The sequence below is a fragment of the Bacillus sp. FJAT-45066 genome (genome assembly GCF_002335755.1).
GTDB lineage: Bacteria > Bacillota > Bacilli > Bacillales > Bacillaceae_I > Bacillus_CD > Bacillus_CD alkalisoli.
In genome coordinates, this window is record NZ_NISQ01000001.1 from 3,691,470 (window position 1) to 3,714,419 (window position 22,950).

Sequence of the window (22,950 nt, forward strand, 5' to 3'; positions counted from 1 at the left end):
ACAGTGAAAATAACCTTCCTTTTTACCGCCCGCGGAAAGCGAGTGCCTGTAGCGTACATCAACACAGTTCGAAGTCGTTTCTTTATAATAATACTTTTTAAACAAACGTTTGATTAACTGGAACGAAAGTAATTAATCCAACAACACTTCTCACCATTCTTACCTTATTAATCATTATCCTACAAAACAAAAAAACCACTTTCTTCCCTCTATCACCATCTCCAGAATATTCATCTATTCGCTTTTATCTAATCTGTGGTATACTTACACGGTTAGAGAGAAGGGACGGATGCAAAAATGGGAAACCAAACAAACATCAATCAAATTGCAAAAGTAATCCCATTTGAGCAAAATGGGGAATATTATTTTCAAAAAGGATTACGTGCTTACCGTAAGCGCGATTTATATAAAGCAAGAAAATGGTTTCAACGAGCCGCTACGTTACAACCGAGCGATGCAAACGTTGTAAGTCAATACGCCATCGTTCTAATGGAACTAGGCGACTACCAAGCTTCCAACGACCTTTTTTATAAAATCATCCATCAACTAAATGACGAAATGTATGATTGTCATTATTTTTTAGCGAATAACTATGCATACTTAGGTTTGTTCCAAGAAGCAAAAAAGCATGCGGAAGAATATTTAACGATGGAACCAGATGGCGAATTTGCCGATGATGCGGAAGATTTATTAGACCTTTTAGAACTCGATGAAGATGACGAAGAAGAAGAGCTAACGTTTTCGCAAGATCAGCTCATCGTGATGCAAGAAAAATCGAGAGACTTATTAGAAGCAGGCGAGCTTGAAGAAGCGCTTGATTTGCTTCATGAAATAATCGAAGAATACCCAAACTTTTGGTCCGCATACAACAACCTAGCCCTAGCATACTTTTACAAAGGTGACTTAACTAGTGCCAAGAAGATATTATTTGACGTGTTAGAAAAAAATCCAGGTAACTTGCATGCGCTTTGTAACCTTGTAGTGTTTTACTATTATGAGAATAATGAAGAAGGTACGAACCAACTAGCAGACAGGTTAGTGAATGTAACTCCTATGCTAATCGAGCATCGTTACAAATTAGGTGCAACATTTGGATTAATTGGACGACATGAACTTGCCTATAAATGGCTACGTTCAATTCATCGAAACGGTTTTCACGGAGATGGAACTTTTCACTATTGGTTAAGTCATGCTGCTTATCATACAAACAATGGGAAAGTTGCCAAACAAGCTTGGGAGCGTGTGATGGAGTTAAATCCAGAAAAAGCCGGTTCAGAGCCGTGGGCGACAGATGAAAATCCAATAGCATCAAATGTAGTTGCAGAGCAGCTTTTTAAAATTTTCATGTCTAGTTTATCGTCCAAAACGACAGTGAAAGAAGTATTACAGCAACCTTGGAAAACACCGTTTGTGAAAGACTTTGCCTTATATGCATTATTGAACAAGAAGGATGTACATGGGACTGTAAGTTCTTTATATGAAGTGGCAAAAAAAATCTTCGAAGAAAATAATGACGAAATGGTACAAGGATGGTTCCGTTTCTATGAACTATTGAAAGAAAATAATATGAGTTTAGAAAACATACGAAGCTGGGCTGCCGCTTTTGAATATTCCCTTTTAAAAAGCAATGGTGTGAAAGTTACACAGCAAACGATGGCTACTAAATACGAACTATCCGTCAGCACGCTAAGAAGTTACCTCAAACTAATCAAAGACAAAAACCTTCTTCCTTCATAATTTATGAGGGAAGGGGGTTTTTCTATTATTGAAAACTGCAAACTACATGGGGGTGTAGCATAAAAGTGGAAAAGTGTAGCAAAAAAGATTTAAGGTGTAGCATAAATCGTGTAATGTGTAACAAAAAAAGTAGTAGTGTAACATAAAGATGAAGAAGTGTAACATAAAACATGAAGAGTGTATCAAAAATTATCCAAAGTGTAACAAAAATCAACCTATGTGTAGCATAAAATAATAACAATCTTCCCTAAAAAAGTAATACCCCTATTCCCAATCATACATAAGCAAATTATTGGACGAAAACCTCTTTGTTTTATAGGATAGTAAGTGGGAATACTTATTATGATGAGTATCTGAATGTGGTATATATATAGATATTTCAAGGAGTGAAAAGGACATGTCAGAAGAAAAAATTTATGATTGTATTATTATCGGAGCGGGTCCTGCTGGTATGACTGCAGCAGTATATACGTCACGTGCAAACTTAAGCACACTAATGATCGAGCGTGGAATGCCTGGTGGACAAATGGCTAACACAGAAGAAGTAGAAAACTACCCGGGGTTTGATCACATTTTAGGACCAGAACTATCAACTAAAATGTTCGACCACGCGAAAAAGTTCGGTGCAGAATATGCATATGGAGATGTAAAAGAAGTAATCGATGGGAAAGAATATAAGATCGTAAAAGCAGGAAGCAAAGAATATAAAGCTCGTACAATCATCATTACAAGTGGTGCAGAATATAAGAAAATTGGAGTGCCAGGCGAAAAAGAACTTGGTGGCCGTGGAGTTTCTTACTGTGCTGTTTGTGATGGCGCATTTTTCAAAAATAAAGAACTTGTTGTGATCGGTGGGGGAGACTCTGCAGTCGAAGAAGGAGTTTACTTAACTCGCTTCGCTTCCAAAGTAACAATCGTGCACCGTCGTGACGAGTTACGTGCCCAAAAGATCTTACAACAACGTGCATTCGATAATGAAAAAATTGACTTCATTTGGAATCATACAATTAAGCAAATTAATGATGAAGGCGGTAAAGTTGGAAGTGTAACGTTAGTTAGCACAGAAGACGGTGCAGAACAAGAATTCAAAACAGACGGAGTATTTATTTACATCGGGATGAATCCTCTTTCAAAGCCATTTGCAAACTTAGGCATTACAAATGAAGCAGGTTACATCGAAACAAATGATAAAATGGAAACAAAAGTTCCAGGAATCTTTGCAGCTGGAGATATTCGTGAAAAATCATTACGTCAAATTGTTACAGCAACTGGTGATGGAAGTATTGCAGCACAAACTGCTCAACATTACATGGAAGAATTATTAGAAGAATTAAAAGCAGCAGAAGCAAACTAATACGAAAGAATTGACACAAAAAGTTCAACAATGTAAAAGTTGTCGAATTTTGTTAATGAAAACGTAACTCCGCTTTAACCTGTTTGTAACAACACTGAAATATTAATTGGGTATTATAAAGATAGTAATTGACCCCCTTTTATTTATATATTTTTGACACAGGTACCCTTTTCCTGTGTCCTTTTTTTGTCTAAATGGAAAGACAAAATTGAAAAACTTGTAGAAACTTGTCCAATAACTTCGAGAAAAAAACAACCACTTGTCAGAAAAGCGTACAAACTATTTCAAAAAAGTTTTACTCCAGCAAAGGAAATCGCGCTTCTATGTCCAATAACTATGAAAAGCTTATGCTATAATTTATAATTAATAAAATGAATTCGTTTACACTCATACCAAGATAATTTATTTATAATAATTATGTTTGAAACTGGTTTTGTGTTGGTGAAAATACTTGGAATAAAACCTTTTCATCAAAGGTTGTTACAATTTTAATATTTAAAACCAAGAATGGTTGGAGCGGAAGGTACTTGACTCCTGCGGGGAGTAGAGCGAAGCGTGAGACCCCACAGGCGGGACGCCGAGGAGTAGGTTTTTTCACGATAGTGAAAATAACCTTCCGCTGCGCTCCCCGCGGAAAGCAAGTGCCTGCAGCGGAAAGGAACGAGTAAACTAATAATGCATTTTGCAATTAGAATTGGCGAAATAAGCAAGGTTTAAATTGTTCTTATAATGAAAACATCAACTATTAGAACTACTCCTAAAATCTTACCAGTGTGCAAACGAAAAAGTTACAATAAAATAGTAGGAGCAACTTTTAAGGTCGCTCTTCATTTAATATACAAGTCCAGAAGAGTTGAGGTGACAAAGATGCAACGTGTAACAAACTGCGTATTAATGAAAGAAGACAAAGTACTACTTCTTCAAAAACCAAGAAGAGGTTGGTGGGTTGCACCAGGCGGAAAAATGGAATTAGAAGAGTCTGTGAAAGATTCCGTAGTCCGTGAATATCGCGAAGAAACAGGCATATATTTAAAAAATCCTCTTTTAAAAGGTGTATTTACCATAATCATAAAAGAACAAAACAAAATTGTATCCGAATGGATGATGTTCACTTTCCTAGCAACAGAATATGACGGATTAAACGTCGATGAATCAGAAGAAGGCACCATTGAATGGCATCCAATTCAAACTATCTCTCAACTGCCAATGGCAGAAGGAGACCATCATATATTAGACTATTGTATAAAAGGCAAAGGCATGATATACGGTACATTCACGTATACACCTGACTTTGAACTACTATCATATCGACTTGATCCGAACTAATTAAAGGAGGTTGAAGCTATGAGTACAGGCTCAACAGACATTCAACTAGTAATTGTAACTGGAATGAGTGGAGCTGGTAAAACAGTTGCCATCCAAAGTTTAGAAGATTTAGGCTTCTTTTGTGTCGACAACCTTCCACCTTCATTACTTCCTAAATTCCTTGAATTAATGGAAGACACGGGAAGTAAAATGACAAAAGTGGCGATTGGAATGGATTTGCGAGGTCGTGAGTTTTTCGAAAGCCTTTTCGAAGCACTTGATGATTTAGCAGAGATTTCTTGGGTAACGCCACAAATAATTTTCTTAGATGCAAAGGATTCTGTTCTAGTAAGCAGATATAAAGAAACTCGTAGGTCACATCCTCTATCCAAATCAGGATTACCGTTAGAAGGTATCCAAAACGAGCGTAACTTACTCGAAGAGCTAAAAGGAAGAGCACAAGTCCTATTAGATACTTCTGATCTTAAGCCACGTGAATTGCGTGAAAAAGTATTATCCACATTTGCCACACATTCGAAACAAACATTTAAAGTAAATGTCGTATCTTTTGGGTTCAAATATGGCACGCCTATTGACGCGGATTTAATGTTTGATGTGCGTTTTTTACCGAATCCACATTATATTGATCATATGAGACCAATGACAGGATTAGATGAAGAAGTATCATCTTATGTGTTAAAATGGAGTGAAACCCAAAAATTCATTGAAAAACTATCGGATTTATTAGCATTTATGCTTCCTTACTATAAACGTGAAGGGAAAAGTCAGTTAGTTATTGCGATAGGTTGTACAGGTGGGCAACATCGATCTGTAACATTAGCGGAATACTTTACGAAACATTTGCAAACAGAGTACGATACAATCGTCACGCACCGAGATATTGAGCGTCGAAAGGATCCTCATTAATGAACAGGGGAAAACTTCCTAAAGTCGTCATCATTGGCGGCGGAACAGGTTTATCTGTTTTATTACGGGGGTTAAAGCATTATGACATCGACATTACAGCCGTCGTAACGGTTGCGGATGACGGGGGTAGCTCTGGCCGATTAAGAGATGAGCTCCATATTCCACCACCAGGCGATGTTCGTAATGTGCTTGCTGCATTATCTGACGTAGAGCCGCTTATTGAAGATCTATTCCAACATCGTTTTCAAACAGGTAATGGACTTTCTGGTCACTCGCTTGGAAACTTATTGTTAGCAGCAATGACAACGATTAAAGGCGACTTCGTTCATGCGATTCGGGAAATGAGTAAAGTATTGAACGTCCGTGGAAAAGTATTACCTGCAGCGAACCAAAGCGTCGTCCTTCATGCTGAAATGGAAGATGGCACAATTGTCTCTGGTGAATCGAAAATACCTTACTCAGGTAAACGTATTAATCGAGTGTTTTTAACACCTGAAAACTTAGAGCCATTACAAGAAACAGTTGATGAAATTATGCAGGCTGACTTAATTATTATTGGACCAGGTAGCTTATACACAAGTATTTTGCCTAATTTATTAGTTCCAAAAATCGGTGAAGCGGTATGTCACTCAAAAGCCAAGAAGGTATACATTTGTAATATAATGACACAAGCAGGTGAGACATTAGACTATACAGCTAGTGACCACTTAAAGGCTTTATACAAACATATTTCTACACCTTTTATTGACACCGTACTAGTTAATGAAGAAAATATTCCAGAAATGATTAAAGATCGGTATAAAAAAGAACTTGCCAAACCGGTAACATATGACTTTGAAAAACTTTCTAGCTTAGGGGTAGAAGTGCTACATGATAAAATTGTGCAACATGTAGATGGTGTTATTAGGCATGACACACAAAAAGTAGCTTCGATTTTATACTCTATGTTAAAAGTAAAATAAAAAGTGCACGAGTACACGCAAAATTAAAGTGCACCTCTAATCAGTTTCATGGTAAAGTTAATGAAAACAGAAATAGTGCAAACGGATGCGCATTGTACATTATGAAACATATTCAGGTGGTTGAGATGTTCTTCATCACTTCCCCAATCATTTTTCTCAAGAGGGGGGAAATCACATGTCATACGCATCAGAAACGAAAAAAGAATTAACAACTATTGAAGTAAAAGATTGTTGCGCAAAAGCGGAACTTGCTGCACTAATCCGTATGAATGGTGCACTATCTTTTTCTAATAAAAAAATAATTCTCGATATCCAAACCGAGAATGCAGCCATTGCACGACGTATTTATACGTTAACGAAGAAATTGTACGACGTTCGTGTAGAACTTTTAGTTCGAAAGAAAATGCGATTAAAAAAGAATAACGTATATATCGTTCGATACGCTGAACAAGCTCAAAGCATTTTAACAGAGCTACAGATTTTGAAAGATGGCTTCACATTTGTTCGCGATATTTCACCAACGTTAATCGAAAAAAAATGTTGTAAGCGCTCCTATTTACGCGGGGCATTTTTAGCAGGTGGATCAGTTAATAATCCAGAAACATCTTCGTACCACCTTGAAGTATTCACTTTATACAAAGAACATAACGACTCTTTGTGTGAGTTAATGAATACATTTCAGTTAAACAGTAAAACATTAGAACGGAAAAAAGGCTTCATCAACTATTTAAAAGAAGCCGAAAAAATCGTAGAATTACTAAATATAATGGGTGCTCACCAAGCGCTCTTGAAGTTTGAAGACATTCGAATTGTTCGTGACATGCGTAACTCTGTTAACAGGCTAGTAAACTGCGAAACAGCCAACTTAAACAAAACAATTAGCGCCGCAATACGCCAAGTAGAAAACATTCGTTATATCGATGAATCAGCTGGTCTACAAATTTTGCCTGATAAACTTAGAGAAATTGCGGAACTACGCGTTACGTATCAAGACGTGACTTTGAAAGAACTAGGCGAAATGGTTTCAAGTGGTACCATCAGTAAGTCCGGAATCAACCACCGCCTACGAAAAATAGATGAAATTGCCGATAAACTTCGCGCAGGGGAAAAAGTTTAACCTTTTAAAGATAGATTTAGAGGAGGAAAAAGACATGGTTAATAAACAAGTACAAGTAGGATTAAAAACAGGATTACAAGCACGCCCAGCTGCTCTTTTCGTTCAAGAGGCAAACCGTTACACAGCCGATATTTTCTTAGAAAAAGACGGTAAAAAAGTAAATGCCAAAAGCATCATGGGCTTAATGAGTTTAGCAGTAAGTTCAGGTGCAACAATCACCCTAATCACAGACGGCCACGACGAGCAAGAAGCATTAGACGCATTGGTGAAGTTTGTGGAGCAAGAAGGATAATTAGTGATTAGGGGTTAGGAAAACCTTAGTGATGAATTGAAAATAGAACAACACCTTTTTTGAGGGTGTTGTTTTTTATTTATTGAGGTTATGATCCATAGAATTATAATCAGCGCCGATATTTGAACTGAATCGCCGATAAAACAGTAGCTTCGCCGATAAATAGGTGGTCAACGCCGATTAAATCTATATTTTCGCTGATAAATATTTAGATTTCGCCGATAAAAACCGAGTTTTCGCCGATAAAATTCACATTTTCGCTGATAAAACCAAGTATACCTCCCGATTGCAAAGTAAACTGTTAATAAACTGTGTATAGAAAAGAATTAGAATGATCTAACATAAAAAATCCAGTTTCCCCACCAAAAAGTGAAGAAACTGGACCATACAATCCTTTAAATTCTAGCTATTTCTAATAACCTTATCAATCAATCCATACTCTAACGCACGGTCAGCAGTCATGAAGTTGTCGCGTTCCGTATCACGCCCGATTACTTCCATAGGTTGACCAGTATTTTCTGCAAGAATACCATTTAACTTCTCACGTAAGAAAAGAATACGTTTCGCAGCAATCTCAATTTCCGTCGCTTGACCTTGTGCTCCACCAAGAGGTTGGTGAATCATCACTTCACTGTTCGGTAAGCAGAAACGCTTGCCCTTTGCACCAGCTGATAATAAGAATGCTCCCATCGATGCAGCCATACCAACACACATTGTGCTCACGTCAGGCTTAATGAAGTTCATCGTATCATAAATTGCCATACCAGCTGAAATTGATCCACCTGGAGAGTTAATGTATAAAGAAATATCTTTCTCCGGATCTTCCGCTGCTAAAAATAACAACTGAGAAACGATGGAGTTTGCAACGTTATCATCGATTGCGCTACCTAGCATAATAATGCGGTCTTTTAAAAGACGAGAATAAATGTCATATGCGCGCTCGCCGCGGCTTGTTTGTTCAATAACTGTAGGAATTAAGTTCATTTTCACTTTTCCTCCTTCTCATAGTTCCGTTAAAATAAGTCAGGAAAATAATTTCCTTATGTACTTTTATCATACATATAAGGTCAAGAATGGTCAAATAAAAACCATCGCAAAATACGATACATTTTTCTACCCCTATACATCATATCCATTCCACGTAAAAATAAACTTCTTTAGTGGTTAGTTGTTAGTAATTAGTGATTAGGAAATGGAAACAATACTAGCCACTATGCACTAGCCACTAGTAACTAACCATTAAAAGCTTTTTATCTTGTTTTCACTCTTTATATGACATATAATATTTTCATTGCATTATATACGTGCGCTCGTAGCTCAGGGGATAGAGCGGTGGTTTCCGGTACCATGTCTGACGGGGGTTCGAATCCCTTCGAGCGCGCCATTGATTGGAAAATATTTAAACTAGTATGCTACATATATTCTTGTTATAATTTTTTTGTAGCGGACAAGTGCCGCAACATCCAATAAACAACCAACCTAGTGTCGGCGCACTAGGTTTTTATTTTTTTCAGCTATGTTAAAGCGTAGTGTTGATATTTAAATACTTACCTGTTGATTTCCGTGCAAGACTGAGACTCCTCGAAAATGCTATCGCATTTCCTTACGAAGGATGCATCGCTCCCGTAGCCTTCCTTGTCCTGCGGGAGAAGCGGGGAACGGGAGATCCCACAGGCGCTTGCGCCGAGGAGTAGGTTTTTTCACGACAGTGAAAATAACCTTCCTTTTTACCGCCCGCGGAAAGCGAAGCCTTGCACGGAAATCAACATTGGCCTTTTACACATCATTTTTTAAAAAAATCCCCACAAACCCACAATAACTAACATAATTCTTCTATCTACCTCGTATATAATAATTACTAGGATAATGGCCTTACATACCATATATTTTCTATACCATATGCTACGTATCTCATGTAAAATAGATAAGTGGAGGAGGAATAGCGATGAAGATGAAACAAGATGTCGGTCTATATCAAATGCAAACGTTAAAGCTTGCGATGACTCAAGAATTAAAGCAAGCCATTTCATTACTTCAATATTCCACAATCGAACTTGCGACATATATACAAGAACAAGTATTAGAAAATCCGTTACTTGATCTAAAAGAAACATTTACAAACACACATCCAATTAGAAATCGTACTACGAGCATCAACTCAAACGAATTTTCCATTGAAAATGTTAGCTATCAAGGCGAAACATTACATGATCATATAAAGGCACAATTACTTGACTTACACTTATCAAAACAAGAGCATGCGACATTACAAGCCATGCTAGACTATATCGACAAAAACGGCTATATCACGGAAGAAACAACTTTCATTGCAAAGCAACTTCGGAAACAAGAAGTAGAAGTACAAAAAGCGATACAAACCATACAAAATCTCGATCCATCAGGTATAGGTGCAAGAAATCTAAAAGAATGCTTACTTCTTCAGCTAAAAAGTATGGACAACCGTGAACTACTGGCTGAACGAATTATTGAAAACGATTTTGACTTACTTTCGCAAAAAACGTTCAAAACAATATCAAAAAAATATGAAATTACATTAAAAGAAGTCCAACACCTCTTTGATTTGATCACGACTTTAAATCCACGACCAGGTCAACAATATGAAACGAGAGAACAACCGAAATATATTGTTCCTGACTTGATGGTACAAAAAATAAATGGAGATTGGCTAGTTGGCGTGAATGACGAATTTTTACCACAGTTAACGGTCAATCGCTTATATCAAAGAGCCTTGAAAAAAGAAGCGAACGATTATTTGGAAGAAAAAATGAAGCATTGCCAATGGCTCATTCGAAGTATAGATTACAGGAAAAAAACACTTGTAGGAGTTATGGAGGAAATAGTGACCTTGCAACAAAGTTTTTTCTTAAATGGCCCTGAATTTTTGAAACCGTTAACACTGAAAATGATTGCCCAAAGGCTTCAAGTGCACGAATCTACAGTAAGTCGAGCGACGAAAGATAAATATGTTCAAACTCCATTCGGACTATATGAATTAAAGCACTTCTTTAGTCAAGGTGTAGCAACGGTATACGCTGAAGATAAATCGTCTAAGCAAGTCCATCAAGTGCTACAAAAATTAGTCGATGGGGAAGATAAACGAAAACCGTTATCCGATCAAAAGCTGACAACTATAATGAAGAAAGATTATCATATAGATATCTCGCGAAGGACAGTGGCAAAATATCGGGACATTCTCGGAATTCCATCTTCTTCCATGAGGAAAAGGTACGATTGAAAGGTGAGTTAAATTGGAATTTATTCTATATACTAAAGAAAATTGTTCGCTTTGTGATAAGGCAAAAGTGATAGTGGAAGATTTGCAAAAAGAGTATGAGTTTACATTTAAAGAAGTAGATATTTATAAAGATGATGCATTGTTAGAGTTATATCAAATTAGAATTCCAGTACTCGAGAACGATGGAGAAGTTTATGCAGAAGGAATTTTTCACAAAGAAGACATAAGAAAACGTTTACATGAAAAATTGGGGTAAAACCTAGTTGCAATAAGGGTTTCATCTTTGTTACAATCAAGATGTAGCAAAGGTGAATTTTTTTTATTAGTGGTGGGACATAATATGTCATAGAGGGACGGAAAACGTCCATCATATCATTTTTAAGAATAATGAACCACTAAAAGGGGTAGCTATCATGAGAGAGTTAATTGAAGTACAAAAGAAATTGTTACCCGATCTTCTTTCCATTATGCAGAAACGTTACGAGATTTTACGCTACATACGATTAATGCAGCCAATTGGAAGAAGAGCTTTGTCGGTCAACTTAGGTTTGAGCGAACGAGTACTCCGGAGTGAAGTCGATTTTTTAAAATCGCAAAACTTACTTCTTGTACACTCATCCGGTATGACGTTAACGCAAGAGGGTACAGTACTCATGCAAAAGTTAGAAGAAATGATGAAGGAAGTCTTCGGACTTAAACACTTAGAAGAAAAAGTAAAAAAAACACTTCATCTACCTAATGTTGTCGTTGTTGCTGGAGATAGTGATACATCTCCTTGGGTGAAAAAAGAGATGGGACGCGCATGTGTCACATGTATGAGAGAACGATTCCATGCAGAGAATATTATCGGAGTTGCGGGTGGCACAACGATTGCTGCAGTTGCAGAGATGATGAAACCGGATGCTAAAAATCGTGAACTTCTTTTCGTACCAGCTCGAGGTGGCCTTGGAGAGAATGTACAAAATCAAGCAAACACCATTTGTGCCTCAATGGCTGAAAAAGCATTAGGAAGCTATCGTTTACTACACATTCCTGATGAACTAAGTAACGCATCCTACCAAACGATGATTGAAGAACCTTCGATTAAAGAGGTACTTTCCCTCATTAAAAAATGTAGTATGGTCGTTCACAGTATAGGGGACGCTAAAACGATGGCAGAACGTCGAAAAACTGATCAAGCTAAAGTAGCTACGATCGAGCAAAAACAGGCAGTTGCCGAAGCGTTTGGCTATTATTTTAATGAACAAGGAGAAGTTGTTCATAAAGTAAAAACAGTTGGAATGCAACTTGCTGAATTGGAAAAAATAGAAACGGTAATCGCTGTCGCTGGAGGAGCATCTAAGGCAAAAGCAATCCGGGCTTACTTAAAACAAGCACCTAACACGATTCTTATAACAGATGAAGGTGCAGCAAAAGAGTTGATTAGGGAGTAACACCCCTTCAAATAGGTTACGAATGTAGCCATACAAAATAAAAATTTTCTTAGAATCCTAAGGAGGAACTTAACATGGCAGTAAAAATTGGTATTAATGGTTTTGGACGTATTGGACGTAACGTATTTCGTGCAGCTTTAAAAAACGCTGAGGTAGAAGTAGTAGCAGTTAACGACTTAACAGATGCTAACATGCTTGCTCACCTTTTAAAATATGATTCTGTTCACGGCAGATTAGACGCTGAAGTAACAGTTGATGGCAACAGCTTAGTAGTAAACGGAAAAGCGATCAAAGTAACAGCTGAGCGTGACCCTGCGAAATTAACTTGGGGTGCTATGGGTGTTGACATCGTAGTGGAATCTACTGGTTTCTTCACGAAGCGTGCTGACGCTGCGAAACACTTAGAAGCTGGAGCAAAGAAAGTAATCATCTCTGCACCTGCTACTGACGAAGATATCACAATCGTAATGGGTGTTAACGAAGACAAGTACGATGCTGCTAGCCACGATATCATTTCTAATGCATCTTGTACAACTAACTGTTTAGCTCCATTTGCAAAAGTATTAAACGACAACTTTGGTATCAGACGTGGTATGATGACAACTGTTCACTCTTACACAAACGACCAACAAATCTTAGACTTACCACATAAAGATTACCGTCGTGCTCGTGCAGCAGCGGAAAACATCATTCCAACGACTACTGGTGCTGCAAAAGCAGTTTCTCTAGTATTACCTGAGTTAAAAGGTAAATTAAATGGTGGAGCGATGCGTGTTCCAACTCCTAACGTTTCGTTAGTTGACTTAGTTGCAGAATTAGACAAAGACGTAACAGCTGATGAAGTAAATGCTGCGTTCAAAGCAGCTGCTGAAGGTGACTTAAAAGGAATCTTAGGTTACTCTGAAGAGCCATTAGTATCTGGTGACTACAATGGTAACCCAGACTCTTCTACGATCGACGCATTATCTACAATGGTAATGGAAGGTAACATGGTTAAAGTTATCTCTTGGTATGACAACGAGAGCGGATATTCTCACCGTGTGTTAGACTTAGCTGTATACATGGCTGCTAAAGGTCTATAATCTTTCACAAAATATTTGAGATTTCACAAGCCTTTTAGATATAATAAGTAGTGGTTAAAAGGGGGACGGGGTACATATCCCTTCCTCCTTTCTTTATGTTTGGCTTTTTTCTAAATGGCTGTAGGTCTTTGTAGCTTTTGAAACACTGAGTTGATTGTAGCGGAAGGCACTTGACTCCTGCGGGAAGTAGAGGGAAGTGCGAGACCCCACAGGCGAAGCCGAGGAGGCTCGCATCCCTCCCCGCGGAAAGCAAGTGCCTGCAGCGGAAATCAACGGACAAAGTTTGCTGGCTACTTGAGTTTAGAGCAACTAAAAACCGAAAACAGCCATTTGGATAATAAAATTCCTAAAAAGGGGAGGCCTTTTCACATGAACAAGAAAAGCATTCGTGACATTGATGTAAAAGGTAAAAGAGTATTTTGTCGTGTTGACTTCAACGTTCCAATGAAAAACGGAGTAGTTGGCGACGAAACTCGTATTCGCGCAGCACTTCCTACTATTCAACATTTAGTAGACAACGGTGCAAAAGTTATTTTAGCAAGTCACCTAGGCCGTCCTAAAGGGGAAGTAGTAGAAGAGCTACGTTTAACACCGGTAGCAGCACGCCTTCAAGAACTACTTGGTCGCCCTGTAGCAAAAGCGGACGAAGCATACGGTGAAAAGGTAAAAGCAAAAGTTGATGCGATGGCAGAAGGCGATGTTCTTTTACTAGAAAACGTTCGATTCTACCCTGGTGAAGAAAAGAACGACGCAGAGCTTGCGAAAAGTTTCGCCGAACTAGCTGACGTGTACGTTAACGACGCATTCGGTGCAGCACACCGTGCACATGCTTCTACAGAAGGAATTGCACACCATGTAGATGTAGCCGTTTCTGGTCTTTTAATGGAAAAAGAATTAGATGTTTTAGGAAAAGCTCTTTCTAATCCTGATCGTCCATTCACAGCTATTATCGGTGGAGCGAAAGTAAAAGATAAAATCGGTGTTATTGACAATCTTTTAGATAAAGTAGATAACTTAATTATTGGTGGAGGACTTGCTTACACGTTCATCAAGGCATTAGGCCATGATGTAGGTAAATCTCTACTAGAAGAAGATAAAATTGATTTAGCAAAATCGTTTATGGAAAAAGCGAAAAATAACGGTGTTAACTTATACATCCCAGTAGATGTAGTGGTAGCCGATGAGTTTTCTAGAGATGCAAATACAAAGGTTGTACCTATCGAAGAAATTCCATCCGACTGGGAAGGTTTAGACGCTGGACCGAAATCTGCTGAGATTTATGCAGACGTAATCCGTAACTCTAAGCTTGTGATTTGGAATGGACCGATGGGGGTATTTGAATACGAAGCGTTTGCTAGCGGAACAAAAGCTGTTGCAGAAGCGCTTGCTGAATCTACGAATACATATTCAGTCATCGGTGGAGGCGACTCCGCAGCTGCAGTTGAAAAATTCAACCTAGCAGACAAAATGAGTCACATCTCCACAGGTGGAGGCGCATCCCTAGAATTCATGGAAGGCAAAGCCCTACCAGGAGTAGTAGCATTAAACGATAAGTAAAATTTTTAAGAGTTTTTTACAAAGATTGATGCTTTTGCAAATATTCAAAACCAAGAGTTGATTGGAGCTGAAGGCACTCGACTCCTGCGGGAAATAGAGGGAAGTGTGAGACCCCACAGGCGAAGACGAGGAGGCTCACATCCCTCCCCGCGGAAAGCGAGTGACTGCAGCGGAAATCAACGGACAATATTGCAAAAAGGCAGCCAAAAACAAGCATGGAAAGGATGTTTTCAAACATGCGTAAACCAATCATCGCTGGTAACTGGAAAATGAACAAAGTACTATCAGAAGCAGTAAGCTTCGTCGAAGAAGTAAAAGGACTAGTTCCTTCTCCAACAAAAGTAGACGCAGTTGTATGTGCACCAGCATTATTTTTAGAACGTCTAGTAACAAACACAGAAGGCAAAGACTTAAAAATCGGTGCCCAAAACATGCACTTTGAAGAAAGCGGTGCATTCACTGGCGAAACAAGCCCAGCTGCACTAAAAGACTTAGGCGTTGGCTATTGTGTAATCGGTCACTCTGAGCGTCGCGAAATGTTCGCAGAAACAGACGAATCTGTAAACAAAAAAACGTTAGCAGCATTCCAATACGGAATCACACCTATCGTTTGTTGTGGCGAAACACTTGAAGAGCGTGAAGCTGGTCAAACAAACGACCTAGTTGGAAACCAAGTGAAAAAAGCATTAACAGGTTTAACAGAAGACCAAGTAAAACAAACAGTTATCGCATACGAGCCAATTTGGGCAATCGGTACTGGTAAGTCTTCTACTGCAGAAGATGCAAACGAAGTATGTGCACACATTCGTGGTGTTGTAGCTGCTGAATTCGGTGAAGCTGCTGCAAATGCTGTTCGTATTCAATATGGTGGAAGTGTAAAACCTGCTAACATTAAAGAATACATGGCACAATCTGATATCGATGGTGCTTTAGTTGGTGGCGCAAGCTTAGAGCCTCAGTCTTTCCTACAGCTTTTGGAGGCAGGTAAGAATGAGTAAAAAGCCAGTTGCACTAATTATTTTAGACGGTTTTGCCCTACGTGGTGAAAAAAGTGGGAACGCTGTTGCCCTAGCGAAAAAGCCTAATTTTGATACGTTCTGGGAGACGTATCCTCATGCAGAGCTTATTGCGAGTGGAGAAGCAGTTGGACTACCACAAGGCCAAATGGGTAATTCCGAAGTTGGACATTTAAACATTGGTGCAGGACGAATTGTGTACCAAAGTTTAACGCGTGTAAACGTTGCGATTCGTGAAGGTCATTTCGAACAAAACGAAACGTTCATTAATGCAATGAATCATGTAAAAGAAAAAAACTCATGTCTACATGTGTTTGGCTTACTTTCAGACGGTGGCGTACATAGTCATATTCAACACTTGTTTGCATTACTAGAGCTTGCCAAAACGCAAGGTGTCGAGCGCGTTTACATTCACGGTTTTTTAGACGGCCGTGATGTTGGACCACAAACCGCTCCACAATATATTCAACAGCTAAATGAATACATTCTCCAAAACGGTGTTGGCGAGATTGCGACTATCTCCGGTCGTTACTATTCGATGGACCGTGACAAGCGTTGGGATCGTGTAGAAAAGTCTTACCGTGCAATGGTGTATGGCGATGGCCCAATATACTCTAACGCAGTAGAATGTATTAATGACTCGTATAACAACGGTATCTTTGATGAGTTTGTCTTACCTTCTGTTATGACAAAAGAAGACGGTAGTCCTGTGGCAACGATTCAAGATAGTGACGCGGTTATTTTCTATAATTTCCGCCCTGACCGTGCGATTCAAATTTCGAACACCTTTACAAACAAAGACTTCCGCGCGTTTGACCGCGGTGAAAACCACCCACAAGACTTAATGTTTGTATGTTTAACACATTTTAGTGAAACAGTAGATGGGTACGTTGCTTTTGAACCAGTAGGAATGGACAACACATTAGGTGAAGTTTTAGCCCAAAACGGTTTAAAACAACTTCGTATCGCTGAGACGGAAAAATATCCGCACGTTACGTTCTTTATGAGCGGTGGACGTGAAGAGCCATTCCCAGGAGAAGAACGCCTTTTAATCAATTCTCCAAAGGTGGCAACATATGACTTAAAGCCTGAAATGAGTGCTTATGAACTAACAGAAGCACTTGTGAAGGAAATTGAGGCAGAAAAACATGATGCGATTATCTTAAACTTCGCAAACCCTGACATGGTTGGTCATTCTGGTATGCTAGAGCCAACAATTAAAGCGGTGGAAGTAGTAGATGAATGTTTAGGAAAAGTCGTAGCAGCAATCGAAGCAAAAGGCGGAGTTGCCATTATCACTGCTGACCACGGAAATGCAGATGAAGTGGTAACGATGGAAGGAAGTCCAATGACGGCCCACACGACAAATCCTGTACCTGTTATCGTAACCCAAACTGGGATTGAGTTACATAACGGAGGGAAACTAGGGGACTTGGCTCCAACCGTTCTAGACCTACTCGGAGTAAAAAAACCTGCCGAAATGACAGGAACAAGCTTAATTAAAAAATAATTTTTCAAATAAAAAGGAGACTATCAAACATGCCAATTATCTCTGATATTTACGCACGCGAAGTCATGGACTCTCGCGGTAACCCAACAATCGAAGTAGAAGTTTACACAGAATCTGGTGCATTCGGCCGCGCAATGGTACCAAGTGGTGCATCAACTGGTGAGCACGAAGCAGTTGAATTACGTGACGGAGACAAATCTCGTTACTTAGGTAAAGGCGTACTAACCGCTGTTGACAACGTTAACGAAAAAATCGCTCCTGAACTTATCGGTCTTTATGACGTTCTTGAGCAAGTTGCAATTGACCAAGCTTTAATCGAGCTTGACGGTACAGAAAACAAAGGTAGCCTAGGTGCTAACGCTATCCTTGGTGTTTCTATGGCAGTAGCTCGCGCAGCAGCTGACTATTTAGAAGTTCCTTTATACCAACACTTAGGTGGCTTCAACGCGAAAACTCTTCCTGTACCAATGATGAACATCATTAACGGTGGAGAGCACGCTGACAACAACGTAGACATCCAAGAATTCATGGTAATGCCTGTTGGAGCAGAAAACTTCACAGAAGCATTACGTATGGGTGCAGAAATTTTCCACGCGCTTAAAGCTGTATTAAGTGCAAAAGGCTTAAACACGGCTGTAGGTGATGAAGGTGGATTCGCTCCTAACCTAGGATCTAACGAAGAAGCTCTTCAAACAATCGTAGAAGCAATCGAGAAAGCTGGGTACACACCTGGTGAGCAAGTAATGCTAGCGATGGACGCTGCAGCTTCTGAGTTCTTTAACAAAGAAGACGGCAAATACCATCTTAAAGGTGAAGGTGTAGTTTACACTTCTGAAGAAATGGTAGAATTCTACGCGAAGATGGCTGAAAAATACCCAATCATTTCTATTGAAGATGGCTTAGACGAGAACGACTGGGAAGGCTTCAAGCTAATGACAGAGCGCCTAGGCGACAAGATCCAATTAGTTGGTGACGACCTTTTCGTTACAAACACGAAAAAATTAGCAGAAGGTATCGAGCGCAAAATCGGTAACTCTATCCTAATCAAAGTAAACCAAATCGGTACACTTACTGAAACATTCGAAGCAATCGAAATGGCTAAACGCGCTGGTTACACAGCAGTAATCTCTCACCGTTCTGGTGAAACAGAAGACAGCACAATCGCTGACATCGCTGTTGCAACAAACGCTGGCCAAATCAAAACAGGTGCTCCATCTCGTACAGACCGCGTAGCGAAGTACAACCAACTTCTTCGCATCGAAGATCAACTTGGTGACACTGCACGTTATGATGGATTAAAATCTTTCTACAACTTAAAGAAGTAATATAAAGCAAACCCCACTGTTCAAAAAGAACAGTGGGGTTTTTTTGCGTTTATTTAGTTCTAATATTCAAATAATGTTCATCACTTATAACCTTCTAAAGGAGTTTCTCCTACTTTTTCTTCTAGCTTTAGTTCTAAAAGCGTCCAATCGTAATACATTTCATAATACCATAATTCTTTTTCTCGAAAAAAGATGAAGAATTTATTAGAAATTGGTAAAAAAAGGTGGTTTTATGAGTCGGTTCTTTCTATTTCTTATTGTTGCTAGCTTAATATGGATTGCTACTATGACTTTTCATTCAGATACGAATAGGGCGAATAGCTCGAATCACGCTGCTATTAGAGTGTTAGAAAAAAACAAAGAATGGAATGGGATGAAGTATGTAAATGTGATGGATGACTTTTCAAAGGGACTAAATCCGTACATTTGGGAGGTGTTGGTTCGGGAGGAGAACTTCAATAATGAGCTTCAATATTATTCAGATTACAATGTTTCCGTTCAGGAAGGTGTGCTTCAACTAACAGGTAAAAAAGAGTCAAAAGGTGGAAAGGACTTTACATCTGGGCTTATACACACTTCTAACGAATATCCAATTTTGTATGGGCATATAAAAATGCGTGCCAAATATCCAGTCGGAAAAGGGTTATTTCCTGCTATATGGCTTGCACCAATTTCTAACGACGATTACATACCCGAAGTCGACATCATGGAAGTAATCGGGAGTCAGCCAAATAAAATTTATTTTGTGCATCATTATAGAAATGCTAGTGGCAACATTCAAACAGTATATGAATCTAGAGAAATAATGAATAATGACGTTTTCCATACGTATGAACTTATATGGACAAAAGACAAATTGGAGTGGCTTGTTAATGGGGTTACAACTTTTAGAACAGAAGAAAATATCCCAAACATACCTATGAAGCTAATAATAAATCTTGCCATTGGTGGAGATTGGCCAGGTTCACCAACCTCATCTACTAAATTTCCAGCAGTTTTTCATATTGACTCCGTTGAAATACTACATGAGAAATGGGTGAACAATTAGGTGATCATTATTTTTTCCATCATGCTCTTTTCGATGACCATTTTATTTCCTATCTATCACATGATAAATGGCTTATTTGCAATGAAACAATATACAAGAAAGAAAACACCTATTTCAGAGCGGAAACGAGGCATATCCGTACTTATACCTTGTTATAATGAGGCAACAATTATCGAAACAACAATAGAGTCAATGAAAAAATTAACTTATAAAAATGTAGAGTTTATTTTCATAAACGATGGCTCTGCAGATCATACATTAGAAAAGATTTGTGAGTCCATACAACTTAAACAAGTAGACAAAAGATACTTATTAACAAAATTAGAGTTTAAGCCAATAAAGGCTATTTATGAAGGAATACAACATGCTAACTTCATTCTAATTGATAAATTAAATGGCGGAAAAGCAGACGCCCTGAACGCAGGTATTATGCTAGCCACCCATACCATTATCATTACGCTTGATGCTGACAGTATATTAGATAATAGAGCCCTTGATAGGATAAATGATGCTTTTGAAGACAAAGAGGTTATAGCTGCTGGTGGCATTGTCCATGTGTTACAAGGTCGTAAGTGGAAAAATGGAACATTATTTCCGACGTTAAAAACTAAGTTAATCGTCAAATTGCAAATATTAGAGTACTTCCGTGGGTTCTTTATATATAAATCGTCATTAGCAAAATCCAATGCATTATCAATTATCTCGGGAGCCTTTGGTGTGTTTAGAAAAGATGTCTTACTACATGTGAATGGCTATCGGAATACAGTAGGTGAAGACATCGATATAACGATAAAAGTACAAAACTATTTAAAACAACATCCAAGAAGTAAAATAATCTTTCTTCCTGATGCAGCTTGCTATACAGAAGTGCCAGAGTCATGGAGAGACTTGTATAAACAACGAATCCGTTGGCAAAAAGCGTTTACTGATTGCTTAGTTCTTTATAAGAAAGAATTTCTAACTACTATTTTTACAAGAAAATTATCTTTCTTTTTCCTTATCGACTCTTTTTTTATTGGCATCGTCTGTAGCTATATTTTTTTCACTGGCGTTATCTGGATTTTGTTCAATCTTAATACCTTTGATTCGAGGTTTATCTTACTATATATCATCTTATCTTCCACTTGTAATCTTCTTTATAACTTCGTAGCACTATATGTTGCTTCCAAATACAACCAAATTTTCCCTCGCGTCAATATTCATTCTATTGCTCTAACTATTGTCCTAGACCTAATATTTTTTAGGTTTTTAAATATTCTAATTATTTGTATTGGCACGATCTCTTATTTTATAAAAAGAGAAGGCTGGAACAAAGTTGCCCGTACTGGGAGAGACTACTCATTTGAACAAGGAAACTAACTGCATTGGCAATATTCCACTAATTTTAGTATCTTGTATAGAAGGCGATAATATGATACATTTGTTGTAAGTATATTTGTCCGTTCGCAGGAGGTGTCGTCGTCATATGCAAATTTTCTTAATTATTCTTCTTGTATTAACTTCTATTGCACTTATTGGTGTTGTATTATTACAATCGGGTAAAAGCGCTGGTCTTTCTGGAGCAATCTCTGGTGGAGCAGAAACACTTTTTGGTAAACAAAAAGCTCGCGGTTTAGATTTATATTTACACCGTGCAACGATTGTTTTATCAGTGTTATTCTTCGTTTTAACATTAGCGATCGCATTTTTCGCTTAAATAATGAAAACCACTTTTCTAATATGAAAAGTGGTTTTTTTATATCTATTCAACTAATGGAAACGTAACGGTTACTTCTGTTCCGTTGCCTTCTTTGCTAAAGAAATCAATCGTTCCTTCATATTTTTGAACGATATTAAAGCATATCATTAATCCGAGACCAGTACCTTTTGCTTTTAAAGAATAGAAAGGGGTACCGATTCTTTTTAATTGTTCCTTAGACATACCAACACCTTGGTCGACAATGACGATTTTTACCCTACTATTGCCTCTTCTCACCGTTACTCGAACTGTTCCCCCATGCTCGGAAGCTTCAATCGCATTCTTTAATAAGTTGACGAATAACTGCTTAAATTCGATTAATGTACATTGGATAGAATAATCATCTTCAATGTCTAATTCAATTTGGATGGTATCAATTAAAGCATACGTATTTAATAAATCCATTACATTATAGAGAGCAGGCTTTATTTCAATACTTTCTACCTCATTGACATCAGGCTTTGCTAGCGTTAAAAAATCAGAAATAACGGTTTCAGCTGTATTCAGCTCACCTAACATTAATTGATAGTGCTTTTTAACATGTTCAGGTAGTTGCTTGTCTTGCTCATATAATTGAATAAACCCTTTCACAACTGTAATGGGATTTCGGATTTCGTGTGCAACTGCTGCAGCCAATTGTCCGGTAGTCTTTAACCGTTCATCGGCTTGAAGCTGCTGATAATATTGTCTTTGCTCTTCAATCTTTTTCTGTAGCAGTGCAAAAATAAAATAAAGCATTGCTTGGCATGCTAGAAAATTAATCGCATAACCTGCTAAATCTTTATGAAAAATTGGAAACCCCGCTCCTTGATCCACAAGGAATACATAAACCATAAAGGAAATGACGATTACAACATTATTAATTAATGAAAAATAAAATAACTTTTGATTATAGAATAATATGGCTATCCCTGGTATGAAACAAATAATAAGAAAAGGAGAAAGTGTAAAAGGATACATAATAAACATCGCATAAAAGTATATAGGCATTGCAATATTCAACGCATATTTCGTATAAATGCTCTTATTTTTAGGATAAATAATTAATAGTACCGAAATAACGAGTACCATTAGTAGATGTATAATAAATGTAGTAGTTAGTCCATTCTCCCACAGTTCAATGAAAGACCCTAACGTCATTAAGATGATACTAGTAATAGTAAATATCCAATATATATTTTCCTTTGGCAAATGCTTTTGGTTCTTCATGTTCATGTAATTACCTCAAATTTTGTCATATCTTTTATTTTACTAAAGAATGGTAGAATTAAAAGGCTCTTTTCGTAAACTT

At 38.1% G+C, this 22,950-nt stretch carries 20 protein-coding genes and 1 tRNA gene; 19 read left to right on the top strand and 2 right to left on the bottom strand.

Going from position 1 to position 22,950, the window contains the following annotated elements:
• Window positions 1–297: 297 nt before the first annotated feature.
• From CDZ92_RS18410 to CDZ92_RS18440, 7 genes are all read left to right on the top strand, one after another.
• Window positions 298–1,737 carry a tetratricopeptide repeat protein gene (locus CDZ92_RS18410; protein ID WP_096156655.1) on the top strand — a complete coding sequence of 480 codons (1,440 nt, stop codon included), beginning with the start codon at window positions 298–300 and terminating at the stop codon, window positions 1,735–1,737.
• 397 nt (window positions 1,738–2,134) lie between these two features.
• Entirely contained in the window at window positions 2,135–3,091 is a 957-nt protein-coding gene (gene trxB / locus CDZ92_RS18415) for a thioredoxin-disulfide reductase (RefSeq protein WP_096156656.1), read from the top strand.
• A gap of 867 nt (window positions 3,092–3,958) precedes the next feature.
• Window positions 3,959–4,417, top strand: a complete 459-nt coding sequence (locus tag CDZ92_RS18420; protein ID WP_096156657.1) for an NUDIX hydrolase — start codon at window positions 3,959–3,961, stop codon at window positions 4,415–4,417.
• A gap of 18 nt (window positions 4,418–4,435) precedes the next feature.
• Window positions 4,436–5,323 carry an RNase adapter RapZ gene (rapZ, locus tag CDZ92_RS18425; RefSeq protein WP_096156658.1) on the top strand — a complete coding sequence of 296 codons (888 nt, stop codon included), beginning with the start codon at window positions 4,436–4,438 and terminating at the stop codon, window positions 5,321–5,323.
• Window positions 5,323–6,285, top strand: coding sequence for a gluconeogenesis factor YvcK family protein (locus CDZ92_RS18430; protein ID WP_096156659.1), 963 nt, complete (start codon window positions 5,323–5,325; stop codon window positions 6,283–6,285). Before rapZ ends, CDZ92_RS18430 begins: the two co-directional genes overlap by 1 nt.
• A 175-nt stretch (window positions 6,286–6,460) precedes the next feature.
• On the top strand, window positions 6,461–7,402 hold the full coding sequence (gene whiA / locus CDZ92_RS18435; RefSeq protein WP_096156660.1) for a DNA-binding protein WhiA: 942 nt from the start codon (window positions 6,461–6,463) through the stop codon (window positions 7,400–7,402).
• A gap of 34 nt (window positions 7,403–7,436) precedes the next feature.
• Entirely contained in the window at window positions 7,437–7,694 is a 258-nt protein-coding gene (locus CDZ92_RS18440) for an HPr family phosphocarrier protein (RefSeq protein WP_096156661.1), read from the top strand.
• 402 nt (window positions 7,695–8,096) lie between these two features.
• Here the strand turns inward: CDZ92_RS18440 and clpP are convergent, their stop codons facing one another.
• The gene (clpP, locus tag CDZ92_RS18445) at window positions 8,097–8,678 is read right to left on the bottom strand and encodes an ATP-dependent Clp endopeptidase proteolytic subunit ClpP (protein ID WP_096156662.1); all 582 of its coding nucleotides are present in this window, start codon (window positions 8,676–8,678) and stop codon (window positions 8,097–8,099) included.
• Between the two features lie 322 nt (window positions 8,679–9,000).
• Here clpP and CDZ92_RS18450 point away from each other — a divergent pair.
• From CDZ92_RS18450 to secG, 12 genes are all read left to right on the top strand, one after another.
• Window positions 9,001–9,078: transfer RNA gene (locus tag CDZ92_RS18450), tRNA-Arg, on the top strand.
• Between the two features lie 561 nt (window positions 9,079–9,639).
• Window positions 9,640–10,950: an RNA polymerase factor sigma-54 gene (gene rpoN, locus CDZ92_RS18455; protein ID WP_096156663.1), complete on the top strand. Its 1,311-nt coding sequence runs from the start codon at window positions 9,640–9,642 to the stop codon at window positions 10,948–10,950.
• A 13-nt stretch (window positions 10,951–10,963) separates the two neighbouring features.
• Window positions 10,964–11,206 (top strand): glutaredoxin family protein, encoded by a 243-nt coding sequence (locus CDZ92_RS18460; RefSeq protein ID WP_096156664.1) that lies wholly within the window; start codon window positions 10,964–10,966, stop codon window positions 11,204–11,206.
• 157 nt (window positions 11,207–11,363) lie between these two features.
• On the top strand, window positions 11,364–12,383 hold the full coding sequence (locus CDZ92_RS18465; protein WP_096156665.1) for a sugar-binding transcriptional regulator: 1,020 nt from the start codon (window positions 11,364–11,366) through the stop codon (window positions 12,381–12,383).
• A gap of 74 nt (window positions 12,384–12,457) precedes the next feature.
• The gene (gene gap / locus CDZ92_RS18470; RefSeq protein WP_096156666.1) at window positions 12,458–13,465 is read left to right on the top strand and encodes a type I glyceraldehyde-3-phosphate dehydrogenase; all 1,008 of its coding nucleotides are present in this window, start codon (window positions 12,458–12,460) and stop codon (window positions 13,463–13,465) included.
• 369 nt (window positions 13,466–13,834) lie between these two features.
• Entirely contained in the window at window positions 13,835–15,022 is a 1,188-nt protein-coding gene (locus CDZ92_RS18475) for a phosphoglycerate kinase (RefSeq protein WP_096156667.1), read from the top strand.
• A gap of 236 nt (window positions 15,023–15,258) precedes the next feature.
• Window positions 15,259–16,020 carry a triose-phosphate isomerase gene (gene tpiA, locus CDZ92_RS18480; protein WP_096156668.1) on the top strand — a complete coding sequence of 254 codons (762 nt, stop codon included), beginning with the start codon at window positions 15,259–15,261 and terminating at the stop codon, window positions 16,018–16,020.
• The gene (gene gpmI, locus CDZ92_RS18485) at window positions 16,013–17,548 is read left to right on the top strand and encodes a 2,3-bisphosphoglycerate-independent phosphoglycerate mutase (protein WP_096156669.1); all 1,536 of its coding nucleotides are present in this window, start codon (window positions 16,013–16,015) and stop codon (window positions 17,546–17,548) included. Before tpiA ends, gpmI begins: the two co-directional genes overlap by 8 nt.
• A 29-nt stretch (window positions 17,549–17,577) precedes the next feature.
• The gene (gene eno, locus CDZ92_RS18490; protein WP_096156670.1) at window positions 17,578–18,873 is read left to right on the top strand and encodes a phosphopyruvate hydratase; all 1,296 of its coding nucleotides are present in this window, start codon (window positions 17,578–17,580) and stop codon (window positions 18,871–18,873) included.
• Window positions 18,874–19,105: 232 nt separating this feature from the next.
• A complete protein-coding gene (locus tag CDZ92_RS18495; RefSeq protein WP_096156671.1) occupies window positions 19,106–19,921 on the top strand; it encodes a glycoside hydrolase family 16 protein in 816 nt (271 codons plus the stop codon).
• Complete coding sequence (locus tag CDZ92_RS18500; RefSeq protein ID WP_096156672.1) at window positions 19,922–21,280, top strand: glycosyltransferase family 2 protein; 1,359 nt, start codon at window positions 19,922–19,924, stop codon at window positions 21,278–21,280.
• A 106-nt stretch (window positions 21,281–21,386) separates the two neighbouring features.
• Entirely contained in the window at window positions 21,387–21,617 is a 231-nt protein-coding gene (secG, locus tag CDZ92_RS18505) for a preprotein translocase subunit SecG (RefSeq protein ID WP_096156673.1), read from the top strand.
• A gap of 45 nt (window positions 21,618–21,662) precedes the next feature.
• Here the strand turns inward: secG and CDZ92_RS18510 are convergent, their stop codons facing one another.
• Window positions 21,663–22,874, bottom strand: coding sequence for an ATP-binding protein (locus tag CDZ92_RS18510; protein WP_096156674.1), 1,212 nt, complete (start codon window positions 22,872–22,874; stop codon window positions 21,663–21,665).
• Between the last annotated feature and the right edge of the window lie 76 nt (window positions 22,875–22,950).

Coding starts and splice junctions, on each gene's coding strand:
- trxB (WP_096156656.1), top strand. CDS start 2,135: ATGTCAGAAGAAAAAATTTATGATTGTATTATTATCGGAGCGGGTCCT.
- CDZ92_RS18495 (WP_096156671.1), top strand. CDS start 19,106: ATGAGTCGGTTCTTTCTATTTCTTATTGTTGCTAGCTTAATATGGATT.
- CDZ92_RS18430 (WP_096156659.1), top strand. CDS start 5,323: ATGAACAGGGGAAAACTTCCTAAAGTCGTCATCATTGGCGGCGGAACA.
- CDZ92_RS18510 (WP_096156674.1), bottom strand. CDS start 22,874: ATGAACATGAAGAACCAAAAGCATTTGCCAAAGGAAAATATATATTGG.
- CDZ92_RS18440 (WP_096156661.1), top strand. CDS start 7,437: ATGGTTAATAAACAAGTACAAGTAGGATTAAAAACAGGATTACAAGCA.
- whiA (WP_096156660.1), top strand. CDS start 6,461: ATGTCATACGCATCAGAAACGAAAAAAGAATTAACAACTATTGAAGTA.
- rpoN (WP_096156663.1), top strand. CDS start 9,640: ATGAAGATGAAACAAGATGTCGGTCTATATCAAATGCAAACGTTAAAG.
- clpP (WP_096156662.1), bottom strand. CDS start 8,678: ATGAACTTAATTCCTACAGTTATTGAACAAACAAGCCGCGGCGAGCGC.
- rapZ (WP_096156658.1), top strand. CDS start 4,436: ATGAGTACAGGCTCAACAGACATTCAACTAGTAATTGTAACTGGAATG.
- tpiA (WP_096156668.1), top strand. CDS start 15,259: ATGCGTAAACCAATCATCGCTGGTAACTGGAAAATGAACAAAGTACTA.
- CDZ92_RS18475 (WP_096156667.1), top strand. CDS start 13,835: ATGAACAAGAAAAGCATTCGTGACATTGATGTAAAAGGTAAAAGAGTA.
- eno (WP_096156670.1), top strand. CDS start 17,578: ATGCCAATTATCTCTGATATTTACGCACGCGAAGTCATGGACTCTCGC.
- CDZ92_RS18410 (WP_096156655.1), top strand. CDS start 298: ATGGGAAACCAAACAAACATCAATCAAATTGCAAAAGTAATCCCATTT.
- secG (WP_096156673.1), top strand. CDS start 21,387: ATGCAAATTTTCTTAATTATTCTTCTTGTATTAACTTCTATTGCACTT.
- CDZ92_RS18420 (WP_096156657.1), top strand. CDS start 3,959: ATGCAACGTGTAACAAACTGCGTATTAATGAAAGAAGACAAAGTACTA.
- CDZ92_RS18465 (WP_096156665.1), top strand. CDS start 11,364: ATGAGAGAGTTAATTGAAGTACAAAAGAAATTGTTACCCGATCTTCTT.
- gap (WP_096156666.1), top strand. CDS start 12,458: ATGGCAGTAAAAATTGGTATTAATGGTTTTGGACGTATTGGACGTAAC.
- gpmI (WP_096156669.1), top strand. CDS start 16,013: ATGAGTAAAAAGCCAGTTGCACTAATTATTTTAGACGGTTTTGCCCTA.